Origin of the sequence: Rhizobium sp. AC44/96 (assembly GCF_001692185.1) — a bacterium.
In the GTDB taxonomy this organism is placed as follows: Bacteria; Pseudomonadota; Alphaproteobacteria; order Rhizobiales; family Rhizobiaceae; genus Rhizobium.
The window spans coordinates 356,533-376,112 of record NZ_LXKO01000035.1 but is presented as its reverse complement, the minus strand read 5'-3'; the positions used below and the strand labels follow the sequence as shown (position 1 = coordinate 376,112).

Here is a 19,580-nt window from a genome sequence, read left to right as displayed (position 1 = left end):
TTAAAGCTGCGGATAAGGGGGACCTGAGGCCAATTGCTTAGAAATTTCGCTTGCGGTATCTGCGGCTAAAATTACAACAATGGCGCGAATAACCGGAGATTGAAATGTCGCGTCCCTTTAAGCATGAAGTTGCTGCCCTAAATATTCGTATCAACGACAAGGACAGACGCGACTACCCAAAACTCATCAAACAAATAGCTGATCTCAAACGCGGCGTCCGCGTTCTAGGGAAGACAAATTTAGCAATTAGCTATTTTGACGAGATAAGCCTGCGCGGGATCATCCTCAAGTACGACGAATTGCCGGCAGCGGACGAGTGGTTTAATACGGAAAACTTTGATGGCGCTTCTCTGGAGGACCTGAAGGAGATTGTCATCCCCGACAAGCTCAAACCAAACTACGCTAGATTTTACTTTGCCCTCGATCCGAACTTGCACGTCATTGCTTTCCAAACCTACGGGCGGTCTAAAGGCCTCAGCACATTGGCCGTCGAGAAATATTTTAAAGCCGCGGTAAAGTTCGAGGAAATCACTGATGCCTTTGGACAGGTGGATGCTGACATAATTGCAGACCACGGAGCGATTGATCGCATTTTGAATTTGGACAATCTGAAAGAGTTGGAAATTATCATTCGTCCACCTAACTCCGACGACATTGGTGAAACGCTAGCCCAAATTATAGAAGATCGTCTGCGCGAACAAAACGCGGAAGAATATCGTGAGCGCCTAAAGACCAAGGGGAAAAAGCATATCGAACCCAATGAACGCACGCGTGCGCTTGCCCACGTTGCAGGCCAAAACGGTGAGGTCAAAGCGAAAAACTTGGAAGGCGGGGCACAAGTTAGCTACAACTCCGACAGTTCGCCGCTGAAAGAGATGCGCACTACAGCTGAAAACGGCCAAGACTTAACGATGTTCAACATTCTCTCACGGTTCATTTTTTCGAAGGTCGGGATCGCCCGCGAAAGGCAAAAAAGCGCAAGTTCATGAGTAGCGGGACCGGCTTAATCGAGAACCTTAAGATAGTCTATGAAAGCTACGGACGCTTCAAAAGCTTCTATAGCTCAGGCTACACGTGGGTTGCTTTTATCTTTACTGGTTTGTCGTGGAGAACCGCCTTTGACGGTAGTTGGGTTCAATTGGCTTTCCCAATACTTCCAACGTTGGCAGGCTTTTCGATCGCTGCATACGCTGTCTATTTCTCCGTGTTATCGGAGAAGGAAAGAGCCGCGTTGCAAAAGCCCGACCCCAAACTAGATAATCGGTCGCCGCTGTTGGTTTTGGCTAGCGCGGTATCTCACGCCGTTTTTGTTCAGGTTTCGGGAATACTCCTAGCAATCGTGTTCAATGCTAAGCCCTTTCCTACGCCCCCGGGTTATTCCGATTGGGCCCGTTACTTCAATTTTGCCTTTTCGTTCTGTGGTCTATTTCTCACAATATACGGGATACTTTTAATACTTGCGTCTGTTCTGTCCATCTTTCGCATTCTCCATATAAAGGCCAGCGTAGGGAACTAAGATCCGTTAGCGCCGCCGCTGTGCCGCGAAGAGCCCCCCGGGTCGCATCTGGTTGATGGTCCAATCGGTCATTTGCTGATCTATGGCTTGCGCGACCACGCGGCCCATATCCTTGCTGTATTGCTCGTCTTTGGCCTTGTCCCCGGTGCTGCCGTTGGCGTTCACGCTGACGTTGATCCCGCCGACATTCAAGCCGCCGCCCGCCGTGCCGGCCTTGCTGCTGCCGATCGCGCCGCCGTCTGCCAATGCCGGGACACGGCCCCCGTTGATGCTCTCCAGAAGGGAGCGATAGCGCGCCGTCTGTCTGGCGTTCACGACGAACTCGCCATCGGAGAGCATGGCCGGGATGCTGTCGCTCGTGCTCGTGCCGGGACCACGGACAGAACCGCCGCCCGCCAGATAGAGCCTGGTGCGGCGATCATGGGAGACGGGGCCGCCGTCTTTGCTGAATAGCCAGCCCAGAAGGCCACCAACGGCGGTAGAGCCTCCCCCCGATGATTTCCCGCCGCCAAGGCCGGCAAGTGGCCCCTCGCCCAATAGCGCTGCTCTGAGCGCCGCGTCTATCAGGCTATTGGCGAGTTGCTTGACTGCGCCTTCGAGTGTCTGTGTGCCTGTGAGCAGCCCAGATAGGCCGGAGGTGAAGTTTTCCGCGAAATATCGCTGAGCGTCCGCCAGCCCTTCACTGCTCGCCTGCACCTGCTTGTTGGCGGTGTTCAACTGTTCGGTCGCTGTGATCTTCTCACGGATCTGGTTTAGCTCTTGGTCGGAAAGCGTAATACCGGCGCGCGCGGCTTCCTGTTTGGCCCGGAAGACACCAAGCTCGATCTGCTGCTGATTGGCAGAAAGGCCGGATATGCTGTTTTCGAACTGGGCAAGGTCGAGGCTTTCTTGCACGGTCCTGTTGAGGCTTTTGCGGGCTTCGTCCTGCTGCTTGGTGAGTTCGGCGGCCTTTTGCTGTGCCGGCGTCGGATCGAGGGCCGCGCCCACCGTAGGCGTGGCGCTGGCAACGTTGCGAATGGTCGCGTCGTCTACGTTGCGCAGCCCTTCCCACTCATTGCGCAGCGCTGCAGGATCGTTGCCACGGCGGCGGTGCAGGAAGTCGAAAACCGCGTCCTGCGTATCCTCGTTAAAGAGACGGTCACCCGTAAGGCCAAGCCCGCTCATAGCGTCAAGGAGCGTTTGCCGGGTTACCTGATAGCGCCCGACTGCGGATGAATTGAAGGTGTTCGCCGGATTGGCGAGCATCTGCTGTTGCAATGCCAGGACCTGATCAATCGTCATGCCGGTGAGATTGACCGCGCCCCCGGTGAAAGCTCCATAGCCAAGCGTCTCGTTGTATCCCCGGCCCGCGTCGGTGCCTTCAGCCGCCCCCACCAAATCACGTAGGTTCGTGGCGTTTCCGAACCTCGCCGACGTAATTGCACGGTCCCGGATCGAGGTGGCATTTAGAACGTCTCCCATCGTCCGGGCGTTCTGGACGGTCTTCAAATATGCGCTCTCGATCCCGTTGACGGTGCCAAAGGTGTCCATCTCGGCTTTCAGCCCGGGCAGAAACGCCTTCAGTTCCGCGAGCGCAGATTTGAAGTTCGCGGCGCTGGCCGCACTGTGGTCGAAGCTGCTGGCCGCGTTCTGCGTGATGTTCGAAAGATCAGACAGGGCCTTTTTCAGCTCATCGGAGCCGCCGCCAAGATCTGCAATCTGATCGTCCACGGCCTTCAGCGAGGCTTGCAACTGCCGAAGCTCGGCAGGTTTCAGCGCCGACGAACTGCTCTCTACGTCGTTGATCATGGCGACGATCTTGGCGCGCTGATCGAGAAGCCGTTTCATCTGGGCTTCGGGATCTGTGGCCGCGTCCCGATCGCGTCCAATCAGCTTGTCACCCTTCAGGGTCGAGATTGCGTCAATGATCTTGCCGGCATAGCTGACGCTCTCGATCGCCGCCTTCTTGGCGTAAACAGTCGCGTTTCTCCAAAGCTCCTCGAATTCGGCATCGATCTTTTTCGCTGACTCGATCTGCTCATCGGAGAAGGTCGCCGCGTCCGCGCGAAGCTTCTTGATCTCGTCAACCGACTTGCCCAGCAGCTTGGCGAGTTGCTCCGCGCCCTGCCCGCCGAAGGTCTCATCGAGAATACGGGTCTGGGCCGAAGCGTTCATCTTCTGCAGCTTGCCAATGATTTCGTCCAAGAAGGCGCTGGGGTCCTTCAGGCGCTCGGCCACGTCGGTCGCGGTATAGCCGAGACGGGTGAAGGCTTCTTGGGCGCTGCCCTTCCCGGTCTTGGCGAATTCGTCGCCGCGAATATTCAGCTCTTTGAGTGCATCCGTGACCCCGTCTATCTCAAGGCCGCTAGCCTTCGCGACGAATGCCCACTGCTGCCACGTCTTGGCCGATACACCAGCCTTGCGGGCCTCGCGATCGACTTCGGCAACGCTCTTCGCTACCTCCTTCAGGGCCGTTGCTGCAGCCGTTACACCCGCGGCCAGAACGCCCCCAGCGAGGAACGGCTTAAACGCTCCTTCCAACTTGGCGCTGATCGAGCTGCCGGCCTTGTCGAAAGTCTTCTCCAGTGTGTCGGCTGATCGCTGCGCGCGCCTCTCAATCGCTGATAGGTTATCGTTGCCGGCTCGTCGGGCCTTCTGAAGGTTCTTTTCGAACTCATTAATGCGCGCTTCCAGCGAAAAAAGAAGTTGGTCTTCACCTGCCATGATGGTCTCCGTTAGAATATCAGAATGCCGTCTGGGCGTTCGTCGGTATCGTAGATTGAACGTTCGTCGCTGCCTTCGGCGGCCCGGGAAACCGCCATCCAAGTCGCTATCGCGCCATCGATTTTTTCGGTCGATTTCGCTTTGTGCATCGTGCGGTTCCCCGCGCTGTCCGTATGGATCGCAACATTGGAAAAGCACCAGCGCAATACGGGATGATTGCCATGCTGAAGGGCGCGGCTCACTATGGCCCGTTCCAAAATGTTCAGTGCTGGCGATTGCGTAAACCAGCCTTGCTGAATGGTGACGACGGGTAAACCGTCCTCCATCAACGGAGCCATGACAGGTTGCGCATATGCCTTATCGAAGCCGATCTCGCGAACGTCGTACAGTTCGCAAAGCTCGCGAATGTGCGCCTCTACGGCTCGGTAATCGATGACGTTGCCCGGGGTTGGTTTAATGAAGCCATCATCCGCCCATAGCGGGTATGGGACCTTGTCACGCTCGGCGCGTTCAGGCAGACGGTCTTCCGGGCAAAAGAATTGCGGGACAACAATGTACCCGTCCCCATCATCCCGGAACGCCGCGACGACGGCGGTCAAATCGGTCGTAACCGACATATCCACGCCAATCCAGCACGGCCGATTTCGAAGCTGGTCGAAGTCGATAGGTGCTGCGCCTTCGTCATAGACCGACATATCCACAAACGGGCTGAGGCTGTTGTCCTGCCAAATGTTCAGATGAAATTGCTGAAAGGCGATCCGATCGCTGGGCCGCTCTTTCGCCTCCCGCGCCATCTGGCGAAGTCCGCCGATATCGGGATACCCGTGCTTCAGTCCCGGGTTGGCGCGATACCAAACAGCCTCATCTTCCCAGTCGGCATCTTTGGAGGTTTCGAAGAGTACGGGCAGCGTTGCCGGATCTTCGATGTCGCCGCGCGCTACCTTGCGCGCATAGTCGATCTGTTCCCAAGCCAAGTTGTTTTGACCGCGTCCCGCCGTGGTGGCGATGACCAGCAAGGAGCCCGGGGTCTTGTTCAGCCCCCCTTTGATGGCTTGCCAGAGATCATATTTCTTCCAAACGTGGATTTCATCGACCAGCGCGAAAACCGGCGTGTGGCCGTGGGCCGATGCTGCGTCACTGGAAACGCATGCATAGAAGCTGCCGTGTTTGGCGTTGGTGATCTTGTGCTTGTGGTCCGTGATCCGGGCTAGTGATTCGATCTTGGATATGTTGGGGTTGGTACTCTGGCCGGTAGCCTGAATGACGCCGCGCACTTCTTCAAATGCGATCTTCGCCTGCGATCGGTCGGATGCAGCAGACAGGACTTCGCCCCCGGGGGTGCGCTCTGGGCCGAAGGTGTGAAGGAGTGCGAGAGCAGCGGCCAGCGAGGTCTTGCGGCTGCCACGGGGCAGCATCATGACGACGGTCTTCACAACGCGCGTCCCGTCCGCGTGGCGCGGTCCGTAGATGGCGCGGACGATCCTTTCCTGCCAACGGTCGAGCTGAAAGGCGTTCCCCGGCAGCGGGTTCTTGGGATGCTTCAGCGCACGGAGGAAATTCACAGCTCTTTCCCCGAAGCCAAACGGGTCCGCTATCGGGCTGTTGTCAAACACCCAATCGGGATAGCTCGTTCGCTTCTTCGGCTTCGTGGGGAGCTTCAGCTTCATGATCAATCGAGCCCTAGCGGATCATCTTCGGGTTTTGTCGGAGCGTCCCCGCCCATGCCGGCGCGCGATCGGGAAGCAGGTGTAAGCCCCAGCTCGGCAGCGAAGCGCGCGACGACGGCCTGCTGCTTGTGGAGAAGACCGCAAGCGGGGTTCGGCTTCTTCATGCCGTGCGCGGTGCCGACTAGAAGACCGTGCTCCTTGATCGCGGCTTGGCATTCCCGGACGTTCCACAGCGCTGTCACGTAGGTTTCCAGCGATCCCAAAACCGGCCTCGCCAGAAGCTTGCGCTCCTTCAGGTCGAAGGCGATCGCTTGCCATTCGTCGGCCATGCTCGGATCGACGCCAGCGGGCAGCGGCGGAATACCGTCTAAGCCTCCGGGGATCGCCTTCAATGCTGGTTTTACGCCGTGGTGTGCCATGTGAAATTCCCCTTTGTTTTCAACGCCAAAATCCAGTGCAACGAAATGCACCGATCAGGAGGCGCTTTTTGTGCAGCGAAGTTCGATACCGTCGCGCCGTGACAGTTCCTTGATTTCAACGATCTCGTAGAGCTGATCGGGAACCGGGAAGTAGCTCGGTTTGGTGATCCGAACGCGGTCGGAAACCCGGAGGTCACAACGCCAGCGGATACGGAAGACGACGGCAGTCTCTCCGGTGGTGCCGGCAGCCTTCAGAAATTCTTGAGTGCTGGACTGGATCAGCTCGGCCCGTGTTTCCGCGATCTCTTCCCAGCCCTGCGAGGGCGTGCCGTAATCGTCCACGACGGTCGCGGCGCGATCGATGCAGATGGTTCTATCGAGCTTCCCGGCGCGCATCATGCCACCTCTTTTACCCAAGCGTTGATTGAAATAACCCCATGCGAATGCCGTCCGTCTGGATCTCTAAGAAACCTGCTGGAGGCAATGCGGAGGTCGGCAACATGAAGCCCAGGTATCGACCAGATGGCATCAATCAGGGCCGCGCGGATGGCCCCCGCGATCTGTTTCGAGGTCACAAGCCCGGGCTCTTCGGTCCAGATGTGGAGATCCAAATAGGCTTCGTGGGTGCGGCGGGCGATGTCGTTGCCGGCCACGGTCTGCCCCTCGCCAATCAGGATCGAGGGATACAAGACGGGCAAGCCGCTGGCGTCTCGGATCGACTTCGCGGGGACAAGAGCGACCAGCGCCGAAGCGGCGACCAACTTCCCCCGGACTGCCTTCTGTAGCTCTAGGCTCGGCTCCATTTATTTCGCCTCCTTCACGGCCTTGGTGATTGCTCGCTTGATCCGGTTGCGCATGCGCTTTTTGAGCAGACGAACGGCGGGCCAAAAGTAGGGCTGAGCGACGGTTTCCGACGTGCCATATTCGACAAGGTGCGCGTATCGAACTTCGCTATTACCAACGGTCACGATCACTTCGTTTTCCTTGGCGGTGCGGCTGCCTCCGGGCTGCGAGTGTGGTGGCGTCGTTTGTCCCGGCAAGGTGACATGAATGCTGTTGATCAGCGCCCCAGTGTCGCGGGATCGCTCGGCAAATGCGCGCTGCGTGTCCGCCAGTTCTTCGGCTGACTTGACCAAGGCAGGCGTCACGGCTTCGCGGACGGCCTTCGGTATGGCCTCCATGCGCTTGTTAAACCGCTCTAAGCTGGGGTTCCTCGCCACGTCAGAAGCTCCATTCGCGATATGGGGCCATGAGATCGAAGAGCCCGGGGCTGTTCTGGGTGAGGTCGATCCCGACAAGCGTGGCTTCCCTATTTTCCCAAAGGTGAGCTGTGAGCTGCTTGACGGCCTCACGAAGCGCGTGCGGCAACGGGTCGAATTCGGAGAGCGGCTTTCCGATAAAGTTCCCGATGTAATCTTCCGCCGCCAATATCTTGCGGTAGAGATCCGGGGCCGGCTCGTTCTCCTCGATATTCATATGAAATTGCACTTCACTGACACTGACAACGGGCGATGGATTTGCCATTTCAGACGGCCTTTTCGGATTGAGTTGCGGTTTCGTTTTCCGGGGCCGATTGGCCTCTCTCTATTGCGATTGACCGTCGCCGGTTCCCCGGACACATACGAAAAGTTGGGTGATACCCCCCGGGCTGATCAATTGACGCCCTAGGACCTTCTGCTACCTTGACGGCAGGCAGTGGGGGACACACGTGAATGAACAGCAAATGGGAACGTGTAGTAGGCGTCTTATCTACAATCGTATTCACGATCGGCGGATTGTCGTTGGTAGCTGCGGCTTTTGTACCCAAGGACCGGACAGACCTTGCAATGGTGTGTGCGTTGATAGCGCTCTTTACGTATCCTGCATGGCTCGTGCTCAACGCCGGCGCTAACGCCTTATTCACGGCCTTTACCTCCACAGGAATGGCAAAAGAGCGTCTGAGCAAACGGTCAACTGGTACTAAGCGACTGGCCTGTGCGTCGCTGCTAGCAGGTCCGTTTTGGTTCTTGCTCTCGCGGGTCGGACGCGAAGAGATTTCTCTACGTATAGAAAGCCCGTCCGTGCTCGCGTCGATCTTCATAATCTCTGCTTTGGCTTGGATCGCCGCACATCTTGCCGGCTGGGTGATCAAAGGCTTCAAGGACGAAGCGACCTGATTGCCATCGAATACGCCGTTGAGTGTGTACTTCTTGGCCGCGGTCATGCTGATTGTTCCTTTGAGGTATTGGAGGTTTCCCCGCGATCCTGCTTTGAGATTGGCAAACGCAGACGCGTTACCTTGCGTTGGTGTGGCGCTCTGTTCAGGGGCTCGGTCAATGCGCGCTCCACTGGCCAGAATGACGCTTCGATACGGTCGCGAAGAACTGACTTCGCAATACCGAGTTCGCGGGACCATTCAGGGATGGTGAGGCTCTTCCCCGCGAATTCGTATCGCTTGGCGTTGGGGTGAGGCTTCGGCGGCCGAGCTACGGCACGTGGGCCGATACCCCTGTGCCCTTTGAGATATGGCGTTGTTAGCGCCATCTCAATCGGCCAGCCGTTTAGCACTATCCGTGCATAGAGACGGGCTCTGGGAATACCTGTCGCATTGGCCCAATCTGTGAGGTTGAGCGTCTTCCCGTCGTGGGTGTAAATAGGGGGTGGAGAGGTCGGGGTCGCAGCCTGCTTTAGGGACTGCCCTCTTTTAAGGCGCTCGCGAATAGTATCGTATCGAACGCCCGTGATCTCGGCTATCTCGGTTACCGTTCGCTTCTTGCCCTGAAAGAAATATTTGCCCGATCGCCATTTTTTCGTGCTCATGTGCGCTTCTCCATGGATTGGAGGGGGCCGTCGTGGCACGGCTTGCAGGCTGGCTTCCAAAGGCTGGTTTGCCAGAAGAGCTTCTTGTCGCCACGGTGGGGAACGGAGTGATGCACGACGGTCGCCGGCTGACCGCAACGGAAGCATTTGGAGTGTTTTGCGAGGAACCCGGCCCGGGCCTTCTCCCATTTGCTGTCATAGCCACGGGCTCTAGCGCTGGGGCGGTTCTGGTCGTGACGGGCCTTGCGCTCGCGATCACGCTTGTCTTGGCATTCGCAGCGCTGACCGCTGGGGACAGTTCGACCGCAAGAGCAAATTCTGGGGGCAGCGTATGGCATTCATGCCCCCGCTTCTTCTGATGATACCTTGATGATCTGATGCCCGCCGAAGATCTTGCGGACGTTGCGATCCCATGGGCCGCCTTTGTCCTCTGGCTTCTCTTCGCCGCTGCCGTAGACGGCTTTCAGCATTTCGATCCGGCCCGCGTGTGCTTCCATGATCTCGGCAATGGTGGCGTCTAGGGTGACGTCAGGCGTCCAGCCAAGCCAGCCCGTGCCGATGCGGTAGAGACCGCTTAGGAATTCTTCGATTGATTGGGTTTTGGCATCGCCCTTGGTCTTTCCCTCGCTCTTCGGCGGTTCGCTGGAGTCGATCCCCATCAATGCGAGTACAAAGAGAGACAGGGCTGTTTGATGTTTCGCGAAGCCGTCACGGAGAAGGATTTCGGCCAGATCCGGGCGCTGATCAAACTGCGAAACAATGGCGAGGGAGCCCGACAGTGCCCCCTCGCTGATGTCGCGGGCCAAAGCCTGCAAGCCGGTCCCGATACCTCCACGATAACCGGAATGCAAAGCAATGGCGCAGCTAAGAGACGGCCGGATGCCCAGTGGCCGCCCCTCGATATCCATAGTGATATTGCTGCCCGCGATTTTCACTACATCAACCTTCGCTTAGGAGGCAGCGTTAAGAGGCTGATGCAGCGACTTCGAAGATTGGCCCCGAGATGGCCAATTCGAAGGTCGTTTCAACCGGATCGTCGGGACCGCCCAGCTTCGTGGATGCCGACGAAACGATCGCCTTAAAATAAAACTTGGAGTTCTTGGGCGAAGAGCCGGTGCTCGGCTTGTCGTTCAGCTCCACGCAGAAATTGTAGGCATAAGAAGTCTTTTCCGCCGCGATCAGTGCGATATAGCCAACATCCGTGCTGTCACGCTCCACGAGAAGCGTAAGCGAACCGTTGTCCCGGCTTCCTTTCATCTTGCGGCTGTAGGTCTGATCTACGTATTTGGAAACGAGGACTTCGGCCTTCGGGCCGATCTCGCCCATGTCCTTGATGTTGCCAATGGCGACGAAGGTGTCAGCCGTGAAATCGGCAACGATCGTGCCGGCCCCTACGGTCGTGCCGATCGAGAATTTCGAGCCGGCGTTTGCAGTTGTACCCATTTTTATCCCCTTCAGGAAAAACGAAACGGTTTCGTATTTGGGAGAGCGGGAGCTTGGCTCCCGCCCCTAGCTCGGCTTAGGCGACAGGTCGCTTTGCGGGATTGCCCTTGATGATGGTCGCGGACGCGGCGATCGAGGTGCCAGAGTTCAGCGTGAGGACTGGGCGCACATAGCGCTTGTTGCCCTTGTAACCGACCTTGACGACGCTCGTGGCCACGAGAGCTGTCGGGAATGTTCCCTGCAGGTCGCCAGCGGCAACGTCCGTAAAGTTGGTGTTGTCGTCGCTTTCCTGAAGCTTCGGTGTGAAGTTCCCGGAGCCGGCAATAGCGCCCGTTTCGATGACGACGGCAGCGGAGCCGAAGCCAAGAAGATCGACGCCTGCCGGTGTATTCGTGGCCGTGAGGACTGCCGGGGCGATGGCCTGCACAATGCCAATGTTAGATGCGAGATCGCGCATGTTGTTTTCTCCATGTCGCCACGCGGCGACTTAACCTGATGGAAGACGAAAGGCGGAAAGCGGCCCCCGTTAGGAGGTCGCCATCTTCAGCTTCTTGAACTTGGCAGCCTGCAGCACGCCGCCGCCAACGCGACGGGTCGCATGAACGCGCGTCACGCCGTTCGTTGCGAGCAGGTACGGGTTGACGAGGATCGAAAGGCCGATCCGATCGACCACCCTATAACCGCTGAAGTCACCGAAGATGATCGGGAAGGCGTTTGCGCCAACGTCTGCCATGTCGGGCAGTTCGATGACAGGACGGCCAAGGATCGTTTCAGGCTGACCAGCTTGGAAGCTCGGCTGCCACAGATAGTTGTTGTTCCCGTCCTTGAGGGTACGGACAACGCCCAAGGTCGTGCCGTTCATCGCCCAAGTGCCGCTGTTGCGGTACAGGGTCGGCAGGCCATACATGAGCTTGATCAGCGCGTCGGCTGCCAAGTTGGTGGCGTGGCCGTTGGCGAGATAGGCAATGTCAGCGTTGGTCATGAGACCTTCGGGATCGACGGAGCCCGAACCGTTGACGAAAGCTGCGCCTTCCTTCTTGCCGAAGTCGTCAGCGAGTGCCAGACGAACTTCGCTTTCAGCGCCGCCGCCACTGTCTGCAAGGAGCTGATTGGAAATATCGACGTAGGTGTTGAGTTCCTTGACCGCGATTTCGGCCTGCCCGAAGCTCGGCTCGCTGCCTTCCTGCGCCTGTCCTTCGCCCTTCCACTTCGCGGCAGTGATGCCGGTGCGGGTCGGGTAGCTGACCGCTGGCGATGCCGTCTGGCGAACGCTGGCGACGGAACGAACCGGAGAGACCTGCACGAGATCGCGAAGGAACTCAGTCGAGGTTTCATTCGGTGCGAGGTAACCGCCCTGCGGATCGCCGGAAACGGTCAGCGTGCGCAGCTCTTCGGCGGGAGCTTCACGGCCCATGCGAAGATAGGTGCCAAATACACGGACTTCGGCGGCGGCCTGTTCGTTCTGCTGGTTCTGCTGGTCGGTCGTGCCCGGACGATTGAGGCGGGTTTCAACCGCTGCAAGGCGTTCGGTCAGCCCGCGAACTTCCGTGGCATGGGCTGTTGCGCGCTGCTCTGCGGCTTGGCGCATTTCTTCGACGGCCTGCGTTGCGGCTGCAAGCGGGTCGTCGTTCTGCTGGTTCTGCTGAGTGCTGCGTGTTTCAAGCTTAATCTGATCCATGATCAATCACTTCCCTTGATAAGAGCGCGTGGCCTTGGTGACGGCGTTCAGGAAGGCCATGGCGCTTGCATGGTCGGTGCCGTTTTCTGATTGTCGAATTTTGTGGACGCCGCTTCCCGGGACGCTCGCGAAGGTCACGACGCTGATCTCGTGGAGGCGGGCTTCGGTGATCCGGCGAATGCCATTGGCTTGCCGCTCATGCTTGAGGGTGCTGAAGCCTATCGAGAGCCCGGAGACGTCGCCGGCCTTCAGCAGCGCGCGAACTTCTTGAGCCTTGGCCACGGCCAGATTGAGCTTGCCCTTCGCGGTCAGGCCGCCGTCGCGGATCTGAAACGAGGACCAAGAGCCGATGACCTGCGAAGGGTCATGGCTCCAAAGCATCGGGATCGAACGGCCAGAGACATTGAAGGCGGTCGGTGCGAAGGTCGTGCGGTAGGAGTCGATTGTATCGAACTTGACCGCCGTTCCCTCGATCTCGCCATTTTCGCCCGGGTCGGTGAAGCGAACTTCGAAGTCGATAAGGTCATTCTGCTGCATCTTCGGCCCCTTCGGTCTGTGCAATTATTTGCAAATCGGACGCATTTGCATCTAGGGATTTGACCAGCATGCGGACTTCCAAGATTTCGAGGGCAAGCGAATAGGCTTCGGCCAAGGGGCGCGGGTGCACGTAGGCACGAATAAGAGCGTCTGCGTCTTCCGGGCTCGTGCCGCCGCCGATCAGTGCGAGGCGGATGGTCTGCGTGATCTCGCTGGCCGTGTAATCGCGGGCGATCACGCGTTTGATGATCGAGCCGATACCGCTGCCGGTGACGCGTTCCAATTCCAACACCATGGGTGCGGTCAGAACGAAGTCGCGCTGCTGATCGCCAAAGAAGGCGGTGTGGGTTACGGCCTCATGCATCGGTCGTGGCGTCCTTCTTGTCGGCGCTCGCGTCGGTCTTGGGGTCCGGGGTCGGCGCGGTCTTGTCGGTGGTCGTGTAGGGATTTTGCAGGACGTCGCCGCCGTCGATCTTCGGTAGGTTCAGGCCGGCGCGGACTTCGTTGGCGGTCATGACGCCCATTGAACGATACTGGCCGTAAGCCGTGGCTCGGCTGGCGAAGTCGGATCGCAGCAGCGAGTCCGTCAGATGCTCCACGAAGAGCGTTTTCTGATCTTCGGGAGCAATGAGCTTCAAAGTCACTTCCGCTTCCCAGCGGCTAAGCCAGGGCGAAAGACTGTAGGTCAAAAACTGCTGGCCGCCCGTCTCGGCGTTTGCCCACGTCTGCCGGCTGTAGTCCATGAGCAGGACCGGAGGCACGCGAAGCACGCGCGCAACGTCCGTGATCGAGAGAGCCCAGATTTCGAGAAACTGATTGTCCACGGAATTGAATGTCAGGGCTTCCCACTTGCCGCCCTCTTCGAGAACTGCGGTGCTTCCTGCGTTGCCGCCCGATGTCGCGGCTTGCCAACTGGCCTTGATACGCTTGGCGACTTCGGCCCCCAGCTTCTGCGGAAACGACAAGATGCCACTGGGGCGGCCACCATTGGCAAAGAGCTGATTGGCGTGGCGCTGCAGGATGATCAGAAGGCCGATAGCATCCTTTGCCTCGACCAGCGGCGAACGGCCCGTTACGGAGTCCCTAGAGAGCGGCGACGGTGCCCGGAGGTGCAGAACGTCCTTCGACGCCAGCAAGCGCGTCTGTGAGCCTGTACGGACTCGGTAGGATGGTTCGCCCGTGGTGCTGTCGATCTCGATCGCCGTGTTGGCTGGAAACAGGCGGTGCAGTTCGCGAGGTGCGTCACTGCCGTCGCGGACAATCTGCGCGTAGCCATTGCCGTATGCGATGGCGTCAGCAGTCAGCAGCTCGCGAAGCTGGCCGCCCATCGTCCACGGGTTGGCTCGACCATTGAGCAGGGTGAATGCAACATGCTCGGTGTCCCGTTCCCGGGAACCGTCCTCGCTACGAGTGTAAGCATGCATGGGAAGACCGCCAACGGCTTCGGCAATGGCCTTGATACCTGCGGCCACGGCGGGAACTGCGATGGCATTGGAAGGATTGACGACGATCCCGGCAGCCGATGGCAGTGCGCCAAATATCAGCGCTTCCAACTCGGTTGGATTGGAGAGACTGCGTGTCTCTGTCTTTTTGCCGAAGCGGAACAAAGCGTATCACCCTGCGTGATTTGAAGGTGATACTTTTGATAATCATTTTTCGGGGAGATGCAGCAAGGATCTCGTGCGCGCGTGCGCAATGGTACGCTACCGGATCATAGCTACTGTTTGGACTTCGTCAGGATAGCCCCGTCTCTCTGCCCCCAAGCTGCAAGGTTGGCCTTCGCTCTCTCGGTGTTGATGTACGAGAGGCAGACACGTCCCGCGACCTCTTGGAAAACGACCGAAGGCGGGAGCACCCAATCACCCACGTTTGCCTGATAGTGCTTTGTTACGGCATCGGCCAACAACGGAGCGGTGAGGCTTTGCTCAATGAAACAGGTGCTGAGCCCTTGGCGTCGTGCAGTCACCCAACTTTCCTCACCCACCGCGCCGTTACTGTCCTGCGCGTCGAATAGACCTTGGACATACATGTATTGCCCATACCGATCCTGTTTCTCCCAAGAGGCGTAGTTGGACAGAAACCCGGCATGCGCGGCAGACGCGATGAAGATGGAGAGAATAGGCAAGGCTCTAATTGATGATCGCATGTTCGGTAATCTTCTTCGTCACAGAACGGCCAACGGTTGTGTTGCAAATTATTGGCACGAAATGAGCGAGGGGGCTACGGGGGAGTGAGGCTTTCCCGGAGGGGAAGCTAACCGAACGAAGTGAGGTATACTTTCGTCCCGAAAACAGGGCGTAAGCCCGATAAGCTACGCATCGGGAGCGAAGCGAGCGAGCGCGTAGCTTTTATATCCTTTCATGACCGAATTATCTTGTCCCCTGTAAAGTGAAAGGAAATAAAGGCTATTATTTATTATTATATACAGTGGACAAGATACATTCGGTCAAACTGCCTTCGGGGCGGGCTTCTCCATTTTCCAGAGTTCGACGGCTACACCTGAGAAGCGTCTGATGACTTTCAGATTGGGCCACTGATAGAACGCGACCTTCCCCTGCCCTGATGCAGCGAGCGCGTCCATCTCGAATTTGACACCCGACATGAAGGCCGGCCATTGCTTCAAGACGATAGATAGGATTGCCGGCGCGGCTCCAGCCGGCCACGTCTCCACAAGGCCGCATATGCAACCGTAATCGGCCGGGGTCGTGCGCGGTTGTTTCATGTGCTCGCGCCAGATCTTGGAGAGAATATTCGCCCGATGGCGATCGGTGCCCCCTGCCTTCGTCACGCCTAGCCGCACCAGCGTCAGCTTGCGGCCTTCGATCATGCGAGTGTCACGGACAAAGGGCGGCTTGCTGATGGCCCGGAAGAAGGTGCTGATCGAGATCCCAAGTTCTGCGGCGAACTCATCTTGTGAGCGTTTCGCCCATCGCTTGCCGTCCAGCTCGTGGCCTTCGTCCAGCATGACGTCGAGGACATAGTCTTGAACGCGTTCACCTGTGGTTTGCGGCCTCTTCATCTCGTTCCGCATATCGGAGCGCGCGATGGTCGAGGCTTTTTTCAACCAATCAATTTTATTCATGGATCACCTTTCGGCTATCAATTCCTGTTGCGTTGACAGAACTGATCGCCTAAGGTGCAGATGTCCTAAATCCTAAGCGGGATTTTCAGCACCTTACAGCGATCAAAGCCCCCACCAGTTTCCCGACCGGTGGGGGTTTTTCATTTCAGGTGTTCTTCGCGAGGTAGTCTAGCTGGATCTGATGCAGCCCGATCAAACGGGCCTGTAGAGCATCCACGTAAACGCCGATGATCTCATTGGCCCGGACGGGGTGATCAGCATTTACCCATGCCTTGAAGCCGGCCAGACGACGCAGCACTGCCCCGTCCTTGAAATCGCCGCGTGCCCCGATCGGCACGTCCTCGGCTGCTTGCATGATTTCGCCAGCGTCCCTTCGGGCGCATTCGATGGCGGTTTCCCGGAGAGGATCACGTCTAGCCATGGGTGAGACCTCCCGCGATCCGGGCCAAAAGGCGGTTAGCCAATTGGAGAATTTCTCTTTTGATTACAATGATGCAGTTTTTGGAGGTTAGCCAGAAAAAACTCAATAAAATCATTGGCATGATCCTCCCCTAGGGCGTGCCACTTCTCTGATTTCATTGATTTTTACCACAATGAATAGAGAGCGGGTTCGAGGTGTTTCCAAAAACAAGAGCTGCATCAATGCATCCGGTAGCCCGGCAGCGCCGCTTGCGCCTTCGATCACCGCAGGTACCGATCACATGCCTAGCCTAGCGGCAGGGTGCTTCGCGATTCAGGTCATCGATGATCGCGAATCTCTCACTATGTGTTCGACAAGACGAGGCGCCTCCTCCGCGATCGCCAATATGATGCCTGACTTGCGCGTGGACGCGAAATCCAGTCCGGCGAAGTAGAGTCCCGGCAGAGCGCCCACGCCATCCGTGTGAACCGGCTGTCCGGCAGCGTTGAGCGCTCCGGGAAGCCCGACGTAGCCGAAATCGCCCTTGAAACCTGTGCACCACACCACGCTGGTCACTCCGGAGCGCGCGAGATCAAGCGAAAGGATGGCGGTATCCGGCTTACGCCATACGACCGTCTCCGCCGGATCGGGCTCCGCAGCCGGCGCGTCGATTCCCGCTCGGTCGATATAGTCGTCGATATGGCGTTTGGCGTTGGAGGAAGCTTCATCCCCGAAGCGCACATTCGGCCCGACCTCGTCCGCGAACGACAGGCTGCCATTATCGGCAACGCTGGTCAGCCGCCCGAGAAGCACGATACCTTGGGCAGCGAGCGACTGAAGGCTGATCGTATGCTCCGACCCGAGCACGCCACGCGGCGGGATACGGCCAGCAAGCCGTATAACCTCCTCTCGCCGCACGTCGAGAAACCCGCTTTCCTCGAGCCAGAGCATGACGTCGCGCCCCCGATACCGCCGCGGGAGCCGCCCCACTCGACTGGTCGCAAGGAAGACCGCCCGCCCCGCCTCCGCCAGTTCTTCCGCGATCTGGGCGCCTGATTGACCGCTCCCGACCACCAACACCGCTCCGGCAGGTAGATCGGCGGCACTGCGGTAGCTGGAAGCGTCGACCTGATAGATGTCAGCCGGCAATGCATCAGACGCGCTCGGACGGACGGCACAGTTCAGGTTGCCGCTTGCGACGACAACGTTGCGTGCTTTGAGCATGCCGCGTGAGGTGGTGAGCCGATAGACGCCATTCTCGTGCATGAGTTCGCTCACCACGGTATCCATTTCGATCGGCAGCGCATTCCTACCGGCGAAATCCTCGAGCAGGGCCACGAACTGGTCGCGCGTAAGGACACCCTGGGGATCCGGCCCGTCATAACGATCGCCGGGCATGATGGTCTGCACGTTGGGCGTATTCATATGAAAGGCATCCCAGCGCTGCGTCCGCCAGGTCTCTCCTATGCGCCCGCGCTCCAGCACGCGGTGGGTCAGACCCTTCCGTGCCAGCCAATAGCTGACACCAAGGCCCGCCCAGCCGGCTCCGACGACGACAGCATCGAGAACATCCACGCTGCCATTCAGTTGCCGTGGTGATCGCATGATCGGCATCCCCAGCCATCCCCGCGCGGCATTAAGCCTTGTTCATCGCAGCGTGTCCAGCCGCACTCTCAGTACGCGTGCCGGACACCACCGGCAGATTGGCCGGTCGTTCAGCCGTCCAGCCAGGCTGCGAGGCCCTCCAGCGTCTGCAGCCCGTATTCGACAGCGCCGAAGCCAATGACGAAGCGACGCCGCTCGGGAGTGGGGTGGAGTTGGCGGAGCGTCAACACCGTCTTGCCATCTGTCTGCTCATCGAAGGTTACCGTGACACGGAAACGATCGGGATCATCGGGATCGGGCGTGCCATAATCCATCACGATCCGCTCGTTCGGCACGATCGTCAGGAAACGCATGAGGTTCGCAAAGCGCTGCTCCCGGCCCTCGAACATGCCCACCATATCGAACCGCCAGAGCCCGCCCTCGCGGATATCGGCTTCGTGGCTCTCGATCGCAAGACCCGCCGGTCCGTACCATTGCGCCAGTGCATTGGGGTCCATCCAGGCAGCAAAGACCCTGTCGCGCGGGTGGTTCAACACCTTGACCAATACGACTTCGCGATCCAGCGACCATGTGTCAAACATTTTTGCCATTCTCTCCATCCTCCTCTTCCGTCTTATCAAGATAGACTTCCAGCCGGTCCAACCGCTCGGTCCAGCGCCGGCGCTCCGCCTGCATCCAGTCCGCCGCCTCCTCGAACCGCGCCTGCACCAGCCGACACCAGCGGCTGCGCCCGCGCTTCTCGCTGGCAATCAGCCCGCAATCCTCGAGCACCTTCAGATGCTGGGCGAAGGATGGCAGCGCCATGTCGAAAGGCTCGGCCAGAACACTGACCGGCACCTCACCCTCGGACAGCCGCGAGACCACCGCGCGGCGCGTCGGGTCGCTGAGAGCGTGAAAGGCAAGATCGAGAGGGGTCGAATGGTAGGGCATATCACTCACTAAGACGGGTTGGAGCTGCAGTCAAGAATAATAAGGCACTTGCCTTACTATTGAGTTCACGTAAGATCGGGGCGGTTTAGCCAACAACTTCGCAAGGAGAACTCCAGTGGCAGTTCGTGTCGATCTCATGGTCTCGCTCGACGGTTTCGCGACAACGACGGACCAAACGCCAGAAGTCCCGTTCGGCGAGGACTGGCCGCGTCTCGTCGGCGCCTACACTGCAACGCGAACGTTCCGCGAGCGCGTGCTCAAGGATACCAGTGGGGCTGGGACCACCGGTGTCGATGACGATTATGCGAGAGAATACTTTGCTGACGTCGGCGCCGAGATCATGGGCGCCGGCATGTTCGGCCTGCACGCCTTCCCCGACGATCCGAACTGGCGCGGCTGGTGGGGAGAAGAGCCGCCCTTCCGGATCCCGGTCTTCGTTCTCACTCACAAAAACCGCCCTTCCCTGCAAATGGCTGGCGGCACCACGTTCCATTTCATCAGCGCCACCCCGATCGATGCGCTCCAAAAGGCTATCGAGGTCGCGGGCGGCAAAGACGTGCGGATCGGCGGCGGCCCAACGGTCGTTCGCGACTTCCTGAAGGCAGGCCTTGTCGACCGTCTTCATGTTGCAATCACACCCATCCTGCTCGGGCGCGGGATACGCCTGTGGGACGAACTGCGGGGCCTGGAAACCGGCTACACCGTCAAGGCGGACACCGCACCGAGCGGCACCATCCACCTCACCTTCCAGCGCTAGTTTTTATGACCCGAGGCAATCCCAGGCTGCATGACCCGGGGCAG

Annotated in this window: 24 protein-coding genes; 3 read left to right on the top strand and 21 right to left on the bottom strand. The window is 58.6% G+C overall.

All coding sequences use genetic code 11. From position 1 onward, the window contains the following. Positions 1-104 precede the first annotated feature (104 nt). On the top strand, positions 105-989 hold the full coding sequence (locus A6U87_RS23510; RefSeq protein WP_065693720.1) for a DUF4747 family protein: 885 nt from the start codon (positions 105-107) through the stop codon (positions 987-989). Between the two features lie 533 nt (positions 990-1,522). Here A6U87_RS23510 and A6U87_RS23500 read toward each other — a convergent pair. From A6U87_RS23500 to A6U87_RS23470, 7 genes are read right to left on the bottom strand one after another with little or no spacing between them, the layout of a single operon-like run. Continuing rightward, entirely contained in the window at positions 1,523-4,219 is a 2,697-nt protein-coding gene (locus A6U87_RS23500; protein ID WP_065693718.1) for a phage tail tape measure protein, read from the bottom strand. An 11-nt stretch (positions 4,220-4,230) separates the two neighbouring features. Further along, positions 4,231-5,886: a terminase large subunit gene (locus A6U87_RS23495; protein ID WP_065693717.1), complete on the bottom strand. Its 1,656-nt coding sequence runs from the start codon at positions 5,884-5,886 to the stop codon at positions 4,231-4,233. A gap of 2 nt (positions 5,887-5,888) precedes the next feature. Further along, positions 5,889-6,305, bottom strand: a complete 417-nt coding sequence (locus A6U87_RS23490; RefSeq protein WP_065693716.1) for a phage terminase small subunit P27 family — start codon at positions 6,303-6,305, stop codon at positions 5,889-5,891. 54 nt (positions 6,306-6,359) lie between these two features. Next, positions 6,360-6,704 (bottom strand): phage head closure protein, encoded by a 345-nt coding sequence (locus A6U87_RS23485; protein WP_083199663.1) that lies wholly within the window; start codon positions 6,702-6,704, stop codon positions 6,360-6,362. Continuing rightward, positions 6,701-7,108: a DUF3168 domain-containing protein gene (locus A6U87_RS23480; RefSeq protein WP_065693715.1), complete on the bottom strand. Its 408-nt coding sequence runs from the start codon at positions 7,106-7,108 to the stop codon at positions 6,701-6,703. Before A6U87_RS23480 ends, A6U87_RS23485 begins: the two co-directional genes overlap by 4 nt. Then, positions 7,109-7,525, bottom strand: a complete 417-nt coding sequence (locus A6U87_RS23475; protein WP_065693714.1) for an HK97-gp10 family putative phage morphogenesis protein — start codon at positions 7,523-7,525, stop codon at positions 7,109-7,111. A 1-nt stretch (position 7,526) separates the two neighbouring features. Then, positions 7,527-7,829, bottom strand: a complete 303-nt coding sequence (locus A6U87_RS23470; RefSeq protein ID WP_065693713.1) for a head-tail connector protein — start codon at positions 7,827-7,829, stop codon at positions 7,527-7,529. Positions 7,830-8,017: 188 nt separating this feature from the next. On the opposite strand from A6U87_RS23470, the gene A6U87_RS23465 reads away from it, so the two are divergent. After that, complete coding sequence (locus A6U87_RS23465; RefSeq protein ID WP_065693712.1) at positions 8,018-8,461, top strand: hypothetical protein; 444 nt, start codon at positions 8,018-8,020, stop codon at positions 8,459-8,461. 43 nt (positions 8,462-8,504) lie between these two features. Here A6U87_RS23465 and A6U87_RS23460 read toward each other — a convergent pair whose 3' ends face one another. The 14 genes from A6U87_RS23460 to A6U87_RS23395 form a co-directional block, all read right to left on the bottom strand. Then, the gene (locus A6U87_RS23460; protein ID WP_065693711.1) at positions 8,505-9,104 is read right to left on the bottom strand and encodes a hypothetical protein; all 600 of its coding nucleotides are present in this window, start codon (positions 9,102-9,104) and stop codon (positions 8,505-8,507) included. A 338-nt stretch (positions 9,105-9,442) separates the two neighbouring features. Then, positions 9,443-10,039: a hypothetical protein gene (locus A6U87_RS23455; RefSeq protein ID WP_141684036.1), complete on the bottom strand. Its 597-nt coding sequence runs from the start codon at positions 10,037-10,039 to the stop codon at positions 9,443-9,445. Between the two features lie 28 nt (positions 10,040-10,067). Next, on the bottom strand, positions 10,068-10,547 hold the full coding sequence (locus A6U87_RS23450) for a hypothetical protein (protein WP_065693709.1): 480 nt from the start codon (positions 10,545-10,547) through the stop codon (positions 10,068-10,070). A 76-nt stretch (positions 10,548-10,623) separates the two neighbouring features. Next, complete coding sequence (locus A6U87_RS23445; RefSeq protein ID WP_065693708.1) at positions 10,624-11,004, bottom strand: hypothetical protein; 381 nt, start codon at positions 11,002-11,004, stop codon at positions 10,624-10,626. A 69-nt stretch (positions 11,005-11,073) separates the two neighbouring features. Continuing rightward, positions 11,074-12,225 carry a phage major capsid protein gene (locus tag A6U87_RS23440; RefSeq protein WP_065693707.1) on the bottom strand — a complete coding sequence of 384 codons (1,152 nt, stop codon included), beginning with the start codon at positions 12,223-12,225 and terminating at the stop codon, positions 11,074-11,076. A 6-nt stretch (positions 12,226-12,231) separates the two neighbouring features. Continuing rightward, entirely contained in the window at positions 12,232-12,762 is a 531-nt protein-coding gene (locus A6U87_RS23435) for an HK97 family phage prohead protease (RefSeq protein WP_065693706.1), read from the bottom strand. Next, positions 12,749-13,126: a gene transfer agent family protein gene (locus tag A6U87_RS23430; protein ID WP_065693705.1), complete on the bottom strand. Its 378-nt coding sequence runs from the start codon at positions 13,124-13,126 to the stop codon at positions 12,749-12,751. Before A6U87_RS23430 ends, A6U87_RS23435 begins: the two co-directional genes overlap by 14 nt. Continuing rightward, positions 13,119-14,369 (bottom strand): phage portal protein, encoded by a 1,251-nt coding sequence (locus tag A6U87_RS23425; protein WP_065693704.1) that lies wholly within the window; start codon positions 14,367-14,369, stop codon positions 13,119-13,121. The genes A6U87_RS23430 and A6U87_RS23425 overlap by 8 nt, the downstream gene beginning before the upstream one ends. Before the next feature lie 110 nt (positions 14,370-14,479). Beyond that, complete coding sequence (locus tag A6U87_RS23420) at positions 14,480-14,908, bottom strand: hypothetical protein (protein ID WP_141684035.1); 429 nt, start codon at positions 14,906-14,908, stop codon at positions 14,480-14,482. Positions 14,909-15,208: 300 nt separating this feature from the next. After that, the gene (locus tag A6U87_RS23415) at positions 15,209-15,844 is read right to left on the bottom strand and encodes a hypothetical protein (RefSeq protein ID WP_065693702.1); all 636 of its coding nucleotides are present in this window, start codon (positions 15,842-15,844) and stop codon (positions 15,209-15,211) included. 145 nt (positions 15,845-15,989) lie between these two features. Further along, positions 15,990-16,265, bottom strand: a complete 276-nt coding sequence (locus tag A6U87_RS23410) for a hypothetical protein (RefSeq protein ID WP_065693701.1) — start codon at positions 16,263-16,265, stop codon at positions 15,990-15,992. A gap of 312 nt (positions 16,266-16,577) precedes the next feature. Further along, positions 16,578-17,849: an NAD(P)/FAD-dependent oxidoreductase gene (locus tag A6U87_RS23405; RefSeq protein ID WP_342587911.1), complete on the bottom strand. Its 1,272-nt coding sequence runs from the start codon at positions 17,847-17,849 to the stop codon at positions 16,578-16,580. A gap of 110 nt (positions 17,850-17,959) precedes the next feature. Next, positions 17,960-18,448, bottom strand: coding sequence for an SRPBCC family protein (locus tag A6U87_RS23400; RefSeq protein ID WP_198928751.1), 489 nt, complete (start codon positions 18,446-18,448; stop codon positions 17,960-17,962). Beyond that, entirely contained in the window at positions 18,423-18,779 is a 357-nt protein-coding gene (locus A6U87_RS23395) for a helix-turn-helix transcriptional regulator (RefSeq protein WP_065693698.1), read from the bottom strand. Before A6U87_RS23395 ends, A6U87_RS23400 begins: the two co-directional genes overlap by 26 nt. 115 nt (positions 18,780-18,894) lie before the next feature. On the opposite strand from A6U87_RS23395, the gene A6U87_RS23390 reads away from it, so the two are divergent. Next, complete coding sequence (locus A6U87_RS23390) at positions 18,895-19,536, top strand: dihydrofolate reductase family protein (protein WP_065693697.1); 642 nt, start codon at positions 18,895-18,897, stop codon at positions 19,534-19,536. Positions 19,537-19,580: the final 44 nt, after the last annotated feature.

Excerpts from the sequence above, each read along its gene's own strand:
- A6U87_RS23510 (WP_065693720.1), top strand. The coding sequence starts at position 105 with ATGTCGCGTCCCTTTAAGCATGAAGTTGCTGCCCTAAATATTCGTATC.
- A6U87_RS23500 (WP_065693718.1), bottom strand. The coding sequence starts at position 4,219 with ATGGCAGGTGAAGACCAACTTCTTTTTTCGCTGGAAGCGCGCATTAAT.
- A6U87_RS23495 (WP_065693717.1), bottom strand. The coding sequence starts at position 5,886 with ATGAAGCTGAAGCTCCCCACGAAGCCGAAGAAGCGAACGAGCTATCCC.
- A6U87_RS23490 (WP_065693716.1), bottom strand. The coding sequence starts at position 6,305 with ATGGCACACCACGGCGTAAAACCAGCATTGAAGGCGATCCCCGGAGGC.
- A6U87_RS23485 (WP_083199663.1), bottom strand. The coding sequence starts at position 6,704 with ATGATGCGCGCCGGGAAGCTCGATAGAACCATCTGCATCGATCGCGCC.
- A6U87_RS23480 (WP_065693715.1), bottom strand. The coding sequence starts at position 7,108 with ATGGAGCCGAGCCTAGAGCTACAGAAGGCAGTCCGGGGGAAGTTGGTC.
- A6U87_RS23470 (WP_065693713.1), bottom strand. The coding sequence starts at position 7,829 with ATGGCAAATCCATCGCCCGTTGTCAGTGTCAGTGAAGTGCAATTTCAT.
- A6U87_RS23465 (WP_065693712.1), top strand. The coding sequence starts at position 8,018 with ATGAACAGCAAATGGGAACGTGTAGTAGGCGTCTTATCTACAATCGTA.
- A6U87_RS23460 (WP_065693711.1), bottom strand. The coding sequence starts at position 9,104 with ATGAGCACGAAAAAATGGCGATCGGGCAAATATTTCTTTCAGGGCAAG.
- A6U87_RS23450 (WP_065693709.1), bottom strand. The coding sequence starts at position 10,547 with ATGGGTACAACTGCAAACGCCGGCTCGAAATTCTCGATCGGCACGACC.
- A6U87_RS23445 (WP_065693708.1), bottom strand. The coding sequence starts at position 11,004 with ATGCGCGATCTCGCATCTAACATTGGCATTGTGCAGGCCATCGCCCCG.
- A6U87_RS23440 (WP_065693707.1), bottom strand. The coding sequence starts at position 12,225 with ATGGATCAGATTAAGCTTGAAACACGCAGCACTCAGCAGAACCAGCAG.
- A6U87_RS23435 (WP_065693706.1), bottom strand. The coding sequence starts at position 12,762 with ATGCAGCAGAATGACCTTATCGACTTCGAAGTTCGCTTCACCGACCCG.
- A6U87_RS23430 (WP_065693705.1), bottom strand. The coding sequence starts at position 13,126 with ATGCATGAGGCCGTAACCCACACCGCCTTCTTTGGCGATCAGCAGCGC.
- A6U87_RS23420 (WP_141684035.1), bottom strand. The coding sequence starts at position 14,908 with ATGCGATCATCAATTAGAGCCTTGCCTATTCTCTCCATCTTCATCGCG.
- A6U87_RS23415 (WP_065693702.1), bottom strand. The coding sequence starts at position 15,844 with ATGAATAAAATTGATTGGTTGAAAAAAGCCTCGACCATCGCGCGCTCC.
- A6U87_RS23410 (WP_065693701.1), bottom strand. The coding sequence starts at position 16,265 with ATGGCTAGACGTGATCCTCTCCGGGAAACCGCCATCGAATGCGCCCGA.
- A6U87_RS23405 (WP_342587911.1), bottom strand. The coding sequence starts at position 17,849 with ATGCGATCACCACGGCAACTGAATGGCAGCGTGGATGTTCTCGATGCT.
- A6U87_RS23400 (WP_198928751.1), bottom strand. The coding sequence starts at position 18,448 with ATGGAGAGAATGGCAAAAATGTTTGACACATGGTCGCTGGATCGCGAA.
- A6U87_RS23395 (WP_065693698.1), bottom strand. The coding sequence starts at position 18,779 with ATGCCCTACCATTCGACCCCTCTCGATCTTGCCTTTCACGCTCTCAGC.